Origin of the sequence: Calothrix sp. PCC 7507, from assembly GCF_000316575.1 — a bacterium.
Taxonomy (GTDB): domain Bacteria; phylum Cyanobacteriota; class Cyanobacteriia; order Cyanobacteriales; family Nostocaceae; genus Fortiea.
Genome location: NC_019682.1, coordinates 1,005,763 through 1,021,877 on the forward strand (window position 1 = coordinate 1,005,763; position 16,115 = coordinate 1,021,877).

Sequence of the window (16,115 nt, forward strand, 5' to 3'; positions counted from 1 at the left end):
TACAAAATGGCATTGTAATTAGCATAATGCTGAGATTATAAAAACGGTATGTTGATGTAAAGCTAAAAGCTAACATCAAGCAATATTCATTTACCAGTCCAAAAACTGCTCATTTTTTGCTCATTGCTCTGGGATAGATGAATTAATTCGTTTCTTTTATAACCCACATAAGTAGAGTATTCTATAGAGGAAAGAGGGAGATTTGAGTCGAATATTGTATAAAAAATAGAGTTAGCAATTATTAGCAATCATGTCAGCAGCTTTTTCAGCAATCATCATCGTTGGGGCATTGGTATTACCACTAACGATAGAGGGCATGATAGAAGCGTCTACTACTCGCAACCCTTGGACTCCATAAACTTGAAGTTGGGAGTTGACGACTGATAGTAAATCATTCCCCATTTTACAAGTGCCAACCGGATGATATAAGGTTTCTGCTGTATTGCGAATGAAATTGCATATTTCGGCTTCTGTTTGTATTTGTAAACCAGGCAATACTTCCTCACCTCTATAAGTATCAAATGCTGCCATCTTCATGAGTTCGCGAGACAGTTTTACACCTGCTAATAAAACTTGTAAATCTGCTTCATTAGCTAGATAGTTCGGCTGAATAACTGGTGCTTCTAGGGGATTATTAGAGCGTAAAGTAATACTACCTTTGCTTAGTGGATGTATCAAAGTTGGCGCTAAAGTAAAGCCATGCCATTTGGGTCGTGTGAAACCGTGATTTAAGTAGGAGACGGGAGAAAAATGAAATTGTAGGTCACTAGTTTTTAAGTCGGGCTTAGTTTTGACAAAACCGCCAGCTTCTGCTACGTTTGTTGTTAATGCACCATTTTTAAATAAATAATATTTGAGAAAATTGGTAGGTCGCTCTGCATTAGCTAGAGATATTGGTTTTTTAGATTTATAGATTACAGACGCCATTAAATGGTCTTGTAAATTTTGTCCAACACCAGGCAGATTTACTAACACTGGGATACCCAAAGATTGGAGGCGATCGCCTGGCCCAATTCCCGAAAGCATTAATAGTTGAGGAGAATTGATCGCACCACCACTTAAAATTACCTCTTTGGCAATTTTCACTTCATAGATTGAACCGTTTTGAATATAAGTTAAGCCAACAGCTTGTCTACCTGAAAATAATATGCGAGTTACTTGAGCATTAGTTTTAATAGTCAAATTTTGACGTTGAAGAATCGGCTTTAAATATGCAACAGCCGCACTGTGACGCTGACCATTTTTTTGAGTTACTTGATAAAATCCGACTCCTTCTTGTGTAGTAGCATTAAAATCGTGATTTTGTGGTAAATCTGCTTCTAAACCTGCAGTGACAAAAGCCTGGGATAGAGGATTAATGTAGCGGAGATCGGCAACATTGAGAAGTCCACCGCTACCATGATATGTATCAGCGCCTCGCTCTTGATTTTCGGCTTTTTTGAAGTAGGAAAGTACCTCTTTAGCACTCCATCCTACATTACCTAAATCGTGCCAATGGTCATAGTCATAGCAGTTACCGCGAATATAAATCATGGCGTTAATCGAGCTACTTCCGCCTAAGACTTTTCCGCGAGGCCAATAAAGTTCCCGATTATTTAAGTCAGGCTGTTTTTCTGTATAGTAAGCCCAGTCATACTCAGTTTTAAACAGTTTAGGGAAACCAGCAGGGATATGAATTTCTGCCTTGTTATCGGTTCGCCCTGCTTCTAGCAAAAGCACAGTAGTTTTTGCGTCTGCTGTCAGGCGGTTAGCCAATACACAACCTGCTGAACCAGCACCCACGATCGCATAGTCATACATAAAGTTTTTTAGTTGCGTAATAGTATTTCTAAATCGGGTGGATGAGGGGACAAGAAATCATTATTGATTGTCCCTCATCTTCATCCCTAAGCTACTCTTTTCCAGAACAACGATAAATCTAGCACAAGTAGTTATAGCGGTTGGAGTGCCTGCCATTCTGGGCGCAGAATACCATAATGAATGACATCAAATCGCTGTCCCTCTCGCTGAATAAAGCTGCGTTGGATTCCTTCTTGGCGAAACCCCACTTTTTCATGGGCTTTCATGGAACGGATGTTATAGCTAATCGTTGTTGACCCTACCCGATAGAGGTTTAATTCCCGAAAAGCGTATCCCAGAATAATTTTTAGAGCATCTGTACCATAGCCTTTGCCCCAGTATGCTGGATCTCCAATGGCGATACCCAATGATCCAACTTGGTGCATCCACTGAATACCAAACAAACCAACACCGCCAATTAAGGTATCATCTGCCAAGGTTCGTAGATGGAAATTGAAGCTGTTTGGTGAACTCAGAACAGTTGCTTCAAATTCTGCCCAAGCCTCTGGAGTCAAGGGACGTGCCGGGTCGTTATCCGCAATTCTCAGGTACTCGTCGTTTTCAGACCATTTGGCGAAATATTCGCTGTCTTCTGGTTTAGGTGCAGCAAGGCGAACTAATTGACCCGCAAAAAGTGGTTTGAATTGCATTGAAAATTCCTTTGTTTGGTATGTCTTTGAGGTTGTAAATTCCGACTAAAAGTTTTCGCACTAGAAGCGTGGTGCGAGGTCTAATTAGGCTGCACTTACGAATCAACAAGTATCAGCCCAGAATTACGTTTTTACTCAATGACTGGCAACAAAGGCAATCTCTAACATCAATACTTTTCTTTTATACCTATTAGCTGCACGCTGTCAAGTAGCTTATTTAACTAATTTCCTGTTGCCAAAGATTTTCTATCAACCGTTTCACCCCTGCTTTGAGATGACGCCGATAGGTACTAAAGGGCAAATCTAATAATTCTGCGGCTTGTTCTTGGGTGGGGGCGGGATTTAGATAGGTGCGATAAACAGCGCGATAAAGTTTTTCATCTCGCGGTGATGACTGCAAAGATTCTAGAGATTGTTTCACTAAAGTTTGCAGAGCGGTAATGCGATCGCTTGTCGTATCTTTTGTCACTTGTTCTGCTACTAAACGTGAGAGCAGTCCCTGCACGCTTCGCGATCGCACTAAAGGATTTTTCTGCAATGCATCAGGACGAGTAAAATTACGCAATGCATCCTGCACCGCTTCCACAAATTCTTGCTGACTGAGAACTAACAGAGGTTGACTAACTGGGGCACTAGCTACGGCTTCTACGGAATTCGTCATCTCTCTTTGTGCTAAAAGTTGCTGCCATGCCGTTGGTGAAACCACTCGCCAATCATGACCATAAACTCCATAACGTCGTCCCCCGACTGTAAAATCAGCAGTGGGAATTCGCACCAAATCAAAGTAGGTTAGCATTGGTGTCCAAGCATCCGGTTCAGCACAGGGAAAGAAGGTGTATGCTAGACCTGGGGTTTTCTGGAAATACTGGACAAAATTAATAAAAATTAGGCTTTGGGTGGGGGAAACAGTTTGATAGGTATCCCGCGCCATCCAGAAACGGAAAATGGTTGCGCCTTCTTGCGGGCGTAATGGTGCATGGGTTTGCAGATATTGCCAAGCAGCGATCGCCCCTGGATCTTTACTTAAGTCTTCTGAACTTACTTCGTGCAATGTCACCATCATGGCAAATCCTGCAGGTGTCGATTGCGAATCGCGAAACACCACGACATTACGAGGTTGGCGCTGTAACCAATGCGCCGCGATGTTGGCGGATTCCTCACCTTCATATTTGGCTACCATCTCCAACAGTGGCGTTTTGTCAGTTTCTTGGAGCGAGTCAGTCAATAAACTGCTGTGTTCACCCCAAGTAAATCGTAGTCGAATCGCCGGGTTATCCCGATGCAGGAACATATAATCAAATAGCACACGATGTTTTTCCTGTCCCTGACTTTGCCCTAGGCGTTGACTGTAATAATTACGCGCCTGCTGGTGCAATTCAGCATACAAGTCAGGATTACGCCAGCGCAAGTCTGCAATTAAGACTTCTCGCGCTAAATCGTGAGGAAATAAACCTGACTGTCCAGATTCAATAAATGATAGTCCGCGTAGCCACTCAAATATCTCATGGCTATCAGGTAATGCCAGCATTTGTGTTAGTAATGCTTCGGTGGTTAGCCGCGCCACAGCACAAGCTTGTAGCGCCAGGCGGTGTAAGGGTGTCGGGACATCTCTGACGAATCTTTCTAGTAGCGTCTTCACCACATCAGGGGCTGATTCTGGTTGAAAAGAGATTTCTGCCGCCTGGGCAAACACATCAGCAACCAACGACAATGCTAAAGGATGTCCGTGAGTAAAATTGAGAATAGCTTGGTGTTGGGTAGCGGGAATTTCCCGTCTTGTCAGGTAAACTAAGCTTTCTTCAGGGGTGAGGTTGTGTAGGGGTAAGATGTGAATCAAAGCTTGCCAACCCGGATCGCTGCGCCAAGGAGATGAGGGGGAATTTCGTCCAGCGATCGCAATTAGGGTATTTTCAGATAATTGGGGTAGGAAAACTTCCCGTAACCATTCATCTAATTGGGCAATACTTTCGTAAGTATCAATTAAAATCACGTTGCGCTCTTTAGTAGCAGCTAGCACATCTAGGGGAGAATCTGATTCATCTAGCCCCATTGATGCCCGCAACGCACTTATAAAAGACTCTGGTGCAGCTTCAATGTTTCGTCCTTCTATGTAAAAACACTGTAATTTTAGTTGTTGACAGTGTTGTAAAAACTGCTGCATCAGGGTTGTCTTACCCACACCACCAGGGCCAAAGAGGTGCAAAATGTGGAAAGGTAATGTGGGAGATGCGATCGCCTGCTGAAATAACTCCAGTTCCCGCAAACGTCCCACAAATCTGCGATTTCTTTCTGCACTTAGTCGCTCTAACAGAGATGTCATTGCCATCCCTTCCTCAAATCTTACGTACTATTACTTAATATAAAGGATTAAGGATCAATCGACAGAAAATTGCGAAATATTAATTAAGGGAATGGGGGACAGTTCAGTAGTTGGCAACAAATTACCAAACCATCAATTGCTGTTGGAGTTCTGCAATATCTAAATAATCATCAGCAAAAGCTTTCCGCAAAAGTGGATAAGGGATAAATTTATCATACTTTTGATTTTCCGGTGCTTCAGATTCACTTAATAAATATTCTGCAGTAATTCGTTGTTCACGCAACGCAGAGATTTCCTCATTAAGCTGTTGACATTTCTCCTTGCCTAATTTTATTGTCAAATAATAGGGATTTACCCCACCAATACTTTTAATTTCCAGAGATTCTCGACAGCAAGAATTCAGCCATCTTTCTAAAGTGCGGTAAGCTAGCGTACCCATCCAGGGAAAAATACAACATTTACCCTTCTCTAATTGCAAAATATTTTGTTTATCTAATCCAGCATTAATCGCGAGTTGACGAACTTTTTGTAACCGCTGTTGAGCATTATTTTGTAAGTAGCTATATTCAGCATCTTCCAACAAAACTTGCCGCATCCGTTGCAAAACTTTTGTATTAATTATCCCACTGCCACCACGCCAATAAATAGTAGATTTTCCGGCTACTGGTTTAACAGCGATCGCTCTTTTTTTGAAATCAACTTCTACTACTTCCCAGGTTCTCCCCGCCAAAGCAAATTGATTGCCAACAGGCGGCGGCATTAATATACTACCAATTTCTGTTGTACCTTGCTTCACCGCATATTCCTGACTCTCAGCAAAGACTGCATAAAACTGAAATTTTCTCACCACTTTTTCCCCAGTCAAACCGATAATTAATTTACCTTGTTCAGTTTTTTGAATATGGTCAATATCAATTAAATAGCGGAGCAATAAGAGGAAATCTGCTTGAGAAATAGCTGCAAATGGTGGCATACTTAAAACTTGTTTAGCTAAGGCAGCAGGTGACAGTTCACCGGTTGCAGCTAAAATGCTCATTGTCTGATGATAAAGCAAACTCAAAGGATATTTGACTGGTTTAATTGGTTCAATCCAACGCTCTTCTAGATAAAGTTGGATAATAGCGATACACTGTAGAAGTTGCCAAGGAATCTGCTCTGGTAGAGATGCTGTCAATGAAGCTTTATCTTCAACACAAACAAAGCGCATATCAGCAGCCTCACCTCTTCTCCCTGTGCGTCCTAAACGTTGTAAAAAACTGGCGACAGAAAGAGGTGATTCTAACTGAATAACTCGCTCTAAATGACCAATATCTATACCTAATTCTAAAGTAAGTGTTGCCGCAGTTACCGCTGGATGATTAGGTTCCCGCATCGCATTTTCAGCAGCTTGTCGCAAACTCGCAGAAATACTGCCATGATGCACATGATAGATATCTGGTAATGATTCTTCCACAGCGATTTTTCGCAAGGAAGCAATTATAGATTCAGTTTGAGTGCGATTGTTCGCAAAAATTAGACATTTACGTGATTGAGTGAGGTTAAAAATATATTTTTCATAATCTGTCACCTCTGACTCCTCAACTTCACTATAAAAATGTTCTACAGCTAGCTTAACCTGGCGTTTTCCCGCCTCAATTTTTGGTGTGATTACTATCTTATCAGTCCCAGAGCGTAACCAATCTTCCGCCATTGAATAATCACCGAGAGTTGCAGACAAACCAATCCGGCGGGGTTGTGTTTTTGTTAACATTGCCAACCGCTCTAATTGGCAAATAATCTGACAACCCCGTTCTGAACCCATAAAGGCATGAATTTCATCAATTACCACAAACTGTAAATCACCAAATAAGCGCATCAGTTCATGATTTTTATTGATTAATAAGCTTTCTAAAGATTCAGGTGTAATTTGTAAAATGCCTTTAGGATTTTTAAAAAGTTGATTTTTATGACTTTGAGAAACATCACCATGCCAATGCCATACAGGTATATCTGCTAATTTCAATAAATCATTAAGGCGTTCAAATTGGTCATTAATTAAAGCTTTAATCGGACCAATATACAATGCCCCTATAGTATTAGTTGGCTTTTCATATAATCGAGTTACAATTGGCAAAAATGCTGCTTCTGTTTTACCTGCAGCCGTTGCAGCGGCAACTAACAAGTGAGCATCCGTGTCAAAGATGACTTCACAAGCTGCTATTTGGGCTGGGCGTAATTCAGTCCAATTGTGATGATAAATATATTCTTGAATAAATGGTGCTAGGCGATTGAATATATCACTCATATAGAGAAGGAATAGAGAATAGTAGTAGGGTGGGCATTGCCCACCGAAAACCATGATACGGTGGGCATTGCCTGGTTTTTTCAATAATCAAAGTAGTAAAAAACTTATTTCATAAAACCTTATATTTTCAGAATGTATTGGGTACTATAACACCGAGTCAAAGCAATCAGGCTACTGCTAGAAAATTCTTTGGCAGATATTTTTCTATGTACAACTGTAGTATTGACCAATGTCAGATAATTTTAGACGTTATTGCGCGCTCTCTAGATATAGTTCAAGTCCTGAGTTTGGTATAAAATGTCTGCAAATCCAATGGGGAGTAATCTGGAGCGTAGGGATTTGGATATTATCGGGAAATCAGTTACAGGCTGCTCAATTGCATGAAGACTTGAATTTACCTGAACAAGTTACTGAAGTCATTCTTGAGCTGCAAGAGGAAGACTTGGACATTAAAACTTCTAACTCAGAACTGCTGAATCAATTACCGCGATCGCCTGTTTTGATTGCAGCACCCGAAAATTTTAACCCAGGTCTGCGATTAACGCCACCAACATTACCTAAGCTACCACAGAATGCAAGTCCATCACCGGCTTCCACTGAACCTGTCACGCCGAGTGTAGTTTTAGAAAGTATCCAAACAGATTTTCGTCATGATACTGATAATTTTGGACAAAGCAACTTATTCATTGAACCAACAGCGCAGTTTCGCTTGAGTAATGGTAATAAAATATTGTTCAAGACGGGTTTGAACTCCTTTGCACAAAGCGGTGTGGAATCAATTCTGAATATTCCGCTGCAAATTGGCTGGCTGGGAAAAATTGGGCAAGTGACTTTACAAACATCAGCAGGCGTGGATTTATTTGACCGATTACCTACCGCTATTAACTTTAATGCCAAAGCTGAAACACCACTTTTTCAGCCGCAAGTTTCATCTTCAGGTCAATTATTATCAGCGGCAGTTCTGTCATTTAATTTAGAACAAGCACCTTATAAATCGAGTGCCCGAACTTTAGAAAATCAAATTACTGCTTGGAGATTTGGCCCTGATTTATATTGGCAAATTGACCGGAATACTAGTTTGTTCTCATCATTACGTTTGGGTAACTATAACGATGGTAATTCGGAAGTACAAATATTTAGCAGAATAGAGCGTAAATTTGGGCAGTTTTCATTAGCAGCTAACTTATTTAACTGGAGCTACGATCGCAATTTAGAACGTACAAGTGGCTATTTTTCCCCACCCGATTTTCTAGTCTACAACGCTGAGTTGGCTTGGGAAGGAGATATTACCAATTTTTTGCGCTGTCGATTAGCTGCAAATTTAGGACAGCAACGACTAAATGGCGAATTTAATAATGCTAATACCTATCAAACTCGTTGTACAGCCAAGTTGTCACCTAATTTAGAGGCAGACTTGGGTTATAGCTATAGTAATGTCCGCAATCAAGATACGGGTGCTAGTTCCTACGGAGGGAATTCTTTGACAGGACAGTTGCGAGTTAAATTTTAATTAAGAGGGAGTTGGGAGTCAGAATACAGGAGTGATTGATTGGCGACTAACTCTACAGCTTGGAACCTTATTTCTTGTGGGCAAAAATAAAAATTATCGTTACTTAAAGTCCATTTCTGGAAATTTGAAGCTCTCCTACCTCCTGACTCCTGTATTCTGATTTCTCTCTCCCACATGTTATTTAAGTCTTGAAAGTGGGAAAGATTGATTTGATAGAACTTCCCAATCAACGGCGACTTAAAAAATGAGGGTGCAGCTAGCATGAGTTCTGATTTTCAACCACCACCTAAGAGCCTGTCAATACTTTCTTCAGTAGGAGGGGTGGTGACAGCAGCGATCGCAATTTCTGGTCTAAATTTCTGGTCTAAACAACTTGCTCAAAATTCTCCCATACAAAAGCCTCAAATATTAATATCCCAAACTACTTCTCCGGTGAAAGCAGCTGAAATCATCGCTAGACTTGACAACCAATCAGTAGTTTTACCGGGGACACCTGTTGATCCTAGTCAACTGAAAGTTGCCGCAATTCCTTATGTTGCGCCTGGGGTGGGAACACTAAGTGCAGAGGAAACTGCAACTGCTCGTCAGGCTTGGTTCTATTTTCAGCGGAACTGGAATAATGAAACAGGCTTGGTGAATGCTGTCGATAATTTTGCTTCGGTGACTATGTGGGATCAAGCAGCTGCGATCGCTGCTTTAGTTAGCGCTAGAGAACTCGATATCGTACCTGCGGCGGAGTTTGAAGCCAAAATGAGCAAGATGTTAAAGACGTTAGCATCTATGCCTCTATATAAAAAAGAACTACCAAATAAAGTTTATAACTCCAAAACCCTTGTACCTGTTAATTACGGTCAAGTAGAGAAAAAGGAAGAAATTGGTTGGTCTGCGATCGATTTAGGGCGGATGGCAATTTGGTTAAAAATTGTTGGGGCGAAGTATCCAAACTTGCGATCGCAGACTGAAGCTGTTTGGCAACATTGGCAAGTTAAACGGCTCACTAAAAACGGACAAATGTATGGTACTGCCGTTGTTTCCGGCAAAGAACAGTATAACCAAGAAGGTCGCTTAGGTTATGAAAATTATGCTGCCTATGGCTTGAAGTTGTGGGGGTTAAATGTCAAGCAAGCCTTAGACTATCAATCTCACACAGCCTTCATTAATCTTTATGGACAAGGAATTCCCTACGATCGCCGTGATTATAAAAACTCTGGCGCTAATAACTACGTCCTGAGTGAGCCTTATATTTTAGATGGTATTGAAACTGGTTTTCAAGCTCTACCAAAAGCCTATGCAGACAGGGTTTTAGCCGCTCAGGCTGCGCGCTATCAAGCCACAAAACAATTAACCGCAGTCACCGAAGACAACCTAGATCGCTCCCCTTACTTCGTTTATAGCAGCTTGTTTGTCAACGGAGAACCTTGGGCAACCATCACAGATACCCAAAAACAGCACAACAATTTGCGGTTTCTCAGTGCCAAAGCGGCGATCGGCTGGCATGTACTATATAACACTAATTACACACGCCAATTGTTTGATTTTGTTCAAACCAACCTTAAATCTCAAGACGGCTGGTACAACGGCTTTTATGAGTCTCTACGTGAGCCAAATAAATCTCTTACTGCCAATAATAACGGCGTAATTCTGGAAAGCTTACTGTATAAAAAAGTCGGTCAGCCGCTAACTGTTTGGGCGGGAGTTAGGGGTCAGGAGTCGGGAGTTGGGAGTCAGAATTCAGGAGTTAGGAGTCAGGAGTCAAAATGAATAGAACACCAGCAAAGAGTTTTCAGGATTTGCTTGTTTGGCAAAAGGCACATCAATTTGTTTTGTCTACATACATGTTTACTGAGAAGTTTCCGAAAACAGAGATATATGGACTGACTTCTCAATTCAGACGAGCTGCTGTGTCAATTGCAGCCAACATTGCCGAAGGGTTTAAGAAAAGAACCAGACCTGATAAGGCTCGGTTTATGAACATCGCACAAGGTTCTCTTGAAGAATGCCGCTATTATCTGATTTTGGCGAAAGACCTCGGATATGGCGACAGTACAGAGTTGATGTCTCAACTGGAGCCAGTCAGTAAATTATTAGATGCCTACCATAAATCCTTACTGAATCCTCACCCCTGATCTGATCGGTATTTAAATTGCTTGCTTTTGGTAAGAGTCAGGAGTTAGGAGTCAGAAGATAGGAGGCTTGTGTGTTCTTCCTAATGAAAAATTTATACCCCAATTATCAATAATCCAAGTTCAACGCAAATCAGCTTAACTCCCATCTCCAGAATTCTGACTCCTGTCTCCCTTCTCCCCCCTCTCCTCCGCAAACATGACACACAAGTACTATCCACAAAAGCTATTGAGATGGGTTGCATTGTTCCTCGTGGGGACATTTATGCAATTTTGGTTATACATGCCAATCCCAGTTTTCTCCCAAAACCCCGGGAACAGTTGTAGCAGCATTACAGCACCGCTCACACCTGATGAGAAGATTTATGCTGGTGCTGCTTGGCAATATTTCGTCAAAAATTATCAACCAGCGACAGGATTGACTAACTCCACTGGGGGTTATCCTTCTGGTACGCTCTGGGATATGGGCAATTACCTGATGGCGCTGAACGCGGCGCGATGGTTAAATCTCACAGACCAAGCAGATTTTGATGCTCGCCTGAATAAGTTTTTAACGACTCTCAACAGCCTGAAGTTATTTGAGGATGCTTTGCCGAATAAAGTTTATAACGCAGCTACTGCACAGATTGTTGATTATGGCAACAATCCGATTGAGCGGGGTATTGGCTGGTCTGCTTTAGACGTTGGTCGGATGCTGGCTGCTTTTGATGTGATTCGGACTTGTCATCCTCAATATAATGAGTGGCTCACGGGTATTGTATCAAAGTGGCAGGTGGGGCGATCGCTCAAAGATGGACAACTTTTTGGCGCTACAGTCCTACCAGATAAACAAACATTATTGGTGCAGGAAGGACGACTAGGTTACGAAGAATATAGTGCTAGAGGTTATGAACTTTGGGGTTTTAAAGCACCCAAGGCGATCGCTTTAGAACCATTTAAGTTTGTTGAGATTAATGGTGTACAGATTCCCGTTGATACCCGCGACTTCCAAAGCACCAATGCTAATAATTACGTTGTCAGTGAATCTTATATCTTAGATGGGATCGAATTTGGCTTACCAGGTCAGTTAGCTGATTTTGCAGCTAGGGTCTTAGATGTGCAAAAACGCCGCTACGATACTACAGGTCAACTGACTGCGGTGACAGAAGACAACATTGACCAAGAACCCTATTTTCTTTACAACACTGTTTACGCTAATGGTCAATCTTGGGCAACAATTACTGATGCCAATAAAGCTTACCCCAAGCTACGCAGTGTCAGCACCAAAGCTGCTTTTGGCTGGCGCTATCTTTTTCCAGATAATGCTTATGCTCAAAAAGTTTTTGATGCTGTGAAGGATCTCCACAGTCCTAACAATGATGGCTATTACACTGGTATTTATGAAGAATCAAAACAACCCAATAAAGTCTTGACTGGCAATACTAACGGGTTGATTTTGGAAATTCTGTATTACAAAGCTAGGGGAAATCGTCCTTTAATTGCATCTGCTGCTAAGAGTGCATCTGTCGAACAACCGAGTAATAACTCTGCTCCGACAACGCCTGCAAAGCAACCGAATCCCAACACTACTAAAGTGGTTGAGGTAGCTGTGGCACCGATTCCACCAGTTGAGAGTCCCCAGTCATCGTCTAACCTCAAACTAACTCGACCTTTAACGGTGATTGAAAGACGCTATGCAGAGGCTGCATGGCACTACTTTCAGGCTAATTATCATGCTCAGAATGGGTTAATCGACGATCGCAGTGACTTTAAAGGCGCGACTCTGTGGGGATTGGGAGATTATTTAGCTGCACTCCACGCAGCGCGATCGCTTGATGTCATTTCCCCCAAGGAATTTGACCAAAAAACTCGCCATCTTTTGGCAGCATTGACAAAACTACCATTATTTGCAGATGAATTGCCGAGTCGGGGTTACGATACGCGATCGCTCCAACCAGTAGATTATGGCGGTAATCCAGCGCCAGCAGGTACGGGTTGGTCAGCGTTGGATCTAGGCAGAATTTTAGCAGCGCTTTACAACTTGAAAAGCTGTCACCCAGAATACACAACAGCCGTAGACAAGATTGTTTTGGATTGGTCATACTTACGCGTGGTGCGTGAGGGGATTCTCTCCAGCGCCACTGTGATCAAAGGTGAAGATGGGCGATCGCTGATTCGCGTCAACCCCGAAACCCGCTTGGGTTATGAAGAATATGCATCTCGTGCTTTTCAATTATGGGGGTTTGATGTTGAGCGTTCTGTAGTTGGGGGTGAATATCAAACTACATCTGTGGAAGGGGTGAAGGTGCCAATCCAACGCCGTCGCCAGGATACTAATTCTCAAGTTAATCAATACACAGTCAGCAATCCTTTCTTACTGTATGCGCTGGAATTTGGCTTAGATCCACAAATGCGATCGCTCTTTGAACCAATTTTCCAAGCCCAAGCCGCACGTTACCAGCGCACCGATACTCTTACCGCCTCCGCTACCACCTTGATTGACCGCAAGCCATACACAGTCCACAGCACAATCACCGCCCAGGGAGATCCTTGGGTAGCTTTAGGCGATGACGGTCAAGTAGTACCAAAAGGACGCATGGTCAGTACAGCAGTAGCTTTTGCCTATCATGCCTTGCTCCCAGAAGATAAATATGCTCAAAAGTTACTCCAAGGAACAACAGACCTCAATAACCCCCTAGTGGGATTCTATGAAGGCTTTTATGAAACCACCGGCAAACCGGCGATTGGTTTCACCGCTAGCACAAATAGCATGATTTTGCAATCCTTACTCTACAAAGTCATGAATCGCCAACCCCTTATTCTCCCAACTACCGCCATGAACTCTCCTTGGTGGGAAGCTGTGAAAAAAGGTGATTCTGGTAGAGGCCTACCCCATACTCCCACACAAAAAGCCAATTTGACCTCTCATAGTTCTGAAACTTATTGGATTTCGCGTAAGTAGGGCGACGCAAATAAATCGTAGGGGCGGGGAAACCCCGCCCTTCTAAAAATAGCGGTTTCAGCTGGAATAAAAAACTTAGACAATTAGTCCCAATTTTCCACATGTTAGTCAAGAAAAGAACTTGGGAATAATTGTTTATGAGACAGTACGGTGAAGTCAGCAGCCAGAATACAGGAGGAAAGACAGTTTTAAGTTCATTTACTTTTATTCATATAAACCACATCTATTTTCAGAACCGTAGTTTTTAAAAGTAGTGGGAGCATCTTGCTCCCTATGGGTATTAGCGGGCAAGATGCCCGCACTACTCATGGTTTCAAAATGGACTTTAGCTTGGTTTTATTGTGTCAACTTACTTAAACTTCTTCAAACTCCCGCATCCTAACTCCTACCTCCTACCTCCTGTATTCTCACTCCCAAATTTAATTTCATTTTAGGTACCAAGATGACTGCAGCTTCTATTATTGATAACTCTACAAATTTTTCAGGCAATAGCCGCTCATTTCTCAAAAAAAGAACGTTGTTATTTCGCTATTTGGCAGAAATCAATTTAATTTTTGGCATTTGGTACATACAATGGCGCATCACTCATTCCGTCAATTTTGATGCCCTTTGGCTTTCGATTCCCTTGCTATTGGCAGAAATTTACAGCTTTTTTGGTGGTGTGATGTTCGTGGTTGGGTTGTGGCGTCCTTTAGTTCGACAGATTAAGTCACTCGACAAGCTGACTCCATCTCTACCCATATCTGACTGGCCAACGGTGGACGTGTTTTTAACATGCTATGACGAACCACCAGAAATTGTCGAAAAAACTGCTCAAGGCGCTCTACAAATAGATTACCCCGTAACAAAGTTGCGGGTTTATGTGCTAGATGATGGAAACTCGCCTGCTATGCGAGCCATGACAGAAAGGCTGTGTATTGAGGATTTACAGTCACCATTATTGCAGCAGGAAGCAAAGCGGATTGATACAGAGCTATCTTGTCTGTTGGAGCGACTGACGCAGCTAGAAAAACTGACACCTGATGCTCAAGCTGCTGAACAATGGCTCCAAGAAGCCTCATCTGACCAGACTACCACCGGATTTGTGCAAAGTCTGCGACAGTTCATTCTGTGGTTACATCCTGAAAGTGTAAACGATTCTTCTGCGGAGTTGCTAGGCGATCGCCTAAATGCAGAAAAACAAGCCTTAGAAACAGCTATTCACCAGAAGGAACTAGAACTAGTTGAACTCGCTCGTTTTCGTTACATAGCTCGTCCAAAACCAGTCGGCGTACCCCACCACGCAAAAGCTGGGAATCTCAATTACGCAATTTTTTCTGGAGAAACTTCAGGACAGTTTATTCTCACTCTTGATGCTGATCATATTCCTAAGCCACAATTTCTCAAGCGAGTCTTACCCTATTTCTACACCTACAATCTTTTTGCCGGCAAATACGAGCCAAATCGCATTGCTTTTGTGCAAACACCCCAAGATTTTTACAACATTCCTCCAGGCGATCCATTTGGACATCAAGCGCATTTATTTTATGGGCCACTCCAACAAGGTAAAGACGGTATGAATGCCGCTTTCTATACAGGAACTGATGCCATCTTGAGGAGAGACGCATTAATTAATGTGGGATTGCAATATTTTTCTGATGAGTATGCCAAAGATGCAACCCGGTTAGATGAATTTCAATTAGTTGGTGGTGTATCCAGCAACAGTATTACAGAAGATATGAATACAGCCATGCGTTTACATGGCGCTGGTTGGAAATCTGTATATCACCATGAACTGTTAGCAGAAGGTTTAGCACCAGATGACTTAAAATCAACTCTAAAACAGCGATTGCGTTGGGCACAAGGCACTATTCAAGTATTATTGAGAGAAAATCCACTCACAAAACCAGGACTAACATTTTGGCAACGCTTGCATTATTTCAAAACGATGTATAGCTATTTTTCTGGTTTTGCTACTCTCATTTTTATTTCATGCCCAATTATCTATTTTTTCACGGATATCGTTCCGGTTAAAACCTATGGCCCTGATTTTGCCCTACATTTCTTCCCCGCCTTTATTATCAATCGCTTAACTTTCATTACAGCTACTTGGGGAATTCCCGCTAGAGAAGTTTGGCGGGCAGAACAATATGCGATCGCCTTATTTCCGCTATTCATCCAAGCAGTTTTGGGTGTATTTGTCGGAGGTAATCTCAAATTTCAAGTTACACCTAAAAAGCGGCAATCTGGAATTTTCCTCCAACTTGTTTGGCCACAATTACTTATCTTTGCACTCACGATTTTGGGAATATTATGGAGTCTCTATCGCTTTGCAACTGGTAATTTAAATTCTCCTTGGGTTCACTTACTTAATGGTGCTTGGGCTATCTATAACTTGTCACTTTTGTGGGGCATCATCCGTGCATCTTTCTGGCAACCACCAACAGAAGCTTAAACAAAAATTGGGAG

Annotated in this window: 9 protein-coding genes; 5 read left to right on the forward strand and 4 right to left on the reverse strand. The window is 42.2% G+C overall.

Going from position 1 to position 16,115, the window contains the following annotated elements; all coding sequences use genetic code 11:
* Positions 1–231: 231 nt before the first annotated feature.
* The 4 genes from CAL7507_RS04495 to CAL7507_RS04510 form a co-directional block, all read right to left on the reverse strand.
* On the reverse strand, positions 232–1,800 hold the full coding sequence (locus CAL7507_RS04495; RefSeq protein ID WP_015127243.1) for a GMC family oxidoreductase: 1,569 nt from the start codon (positions 1,798–1,800) through the stop codon (positions 232–234).
* A gap of 131 nt (positions 1,801–1,931) precedes the next feature.
* A complete protein-coding gene (locus CAL7507_RS04500; RefSeq protein ID WP_015127244.1) occupies positions 1,932–2,489 on the reverse strand; it encodes a GNAT family N-acetyltransferase in 558 nt (185 codons plus the stop codon).
* Positions 2,490–2,706: 217 nt separating this feature from the next.
* Entirely contained in the window at positions 2,707–4,809 is a 2,103-nt protein-coding gene (locus tag CAL7507_RS04505) for an ATP-binding protein (RefSeq protein ID WP_144051189.1), read from the reverse strand.
* Between the two features lie 121 nt (positions 4,810–4,930).
* Positions 4,931–7,093, reverse strand: coding sequence for a DEAD/DEAH box helicase (locus tag CAL7507_RS04510; protein ID WP_015127246.1), 2,163 nt, complete (start codon positions 7,091–7,093; stop codon positions 4,931–4,933).
* A 229-nt stretch (positions 7,094–7,322) separates the two neighbouring features.
* Here CAL7507_RS04510 and CAL7507_RS04515 point away from each other — a divergent pair, with 229 nt between their 5' ends.
* From CAL7507_RS04515 to CAL7507_RS04540, 5 genes are all read left to right on the forward strand, one after another.
* The gene (locus CAL7507_RS04515) at positions 7,323–8,603 is read left to right on the forward strand and encodes a hypothetical protein (RefSeq protein WP_015127247.1); all 1,281 of its coding nucleotides are present in this window, start codon (positions 7,323–7,325) and stop codon (positions 8,601–8,603) included.
* A gap of 261 nt (positions 8,604–8,864) precedes the next feature.
* On the forward strand, positions 8,865–10,364 hold the full coding sequence (locus CAL7507_RS04525; RefSeq protein ID WP_015127248.1) for a DUF3131 domain-containing protein: 1,500 nt from the start codon (positions 8,865–8,867) through the stop codon (positions 10,362–10,364).
* Entirely contained in the window at positions 10,361–10,729 is a 369-nt protein-coding gene (locus CAL7507_RS04530; protein WP_015127249.1) for a four helix bundle protein, read from the forward strand. The genes CAL7507_RS04525 and CAL7507_RS04530 overlap by 4 nt, the downstream gene beginning before the upstream one ends.
* A 262-nt stretch (positions 10,730–10,991) precedes the next feature.
* Positions 10,992–13,667 (forward strand): DUF3131 domain-containing protein, encoded by a 2,676-nt coding sequence (locus CAL7507_RS04535; protein WP_015127250.1) that lies wholly within the window; start codon positions 10,992–10,994, stop codon positions 13,665–13,667.
* A 442-nt stretch (positions 13,668–14,109) separates the two neighbouring features.
* Positions 14,110–16,101, forward strand: coding sequence for a glycosyltransferase family 2 protein (locus CAL7507_RS04540; protein ID WP_015127251.1), 1,992 nt, complete (start codon positions 14,110–14,112; stop codon positions 16,099–16,101).
* Positions 16,102–16,115 lie beyond the last annotated feature (14 nt).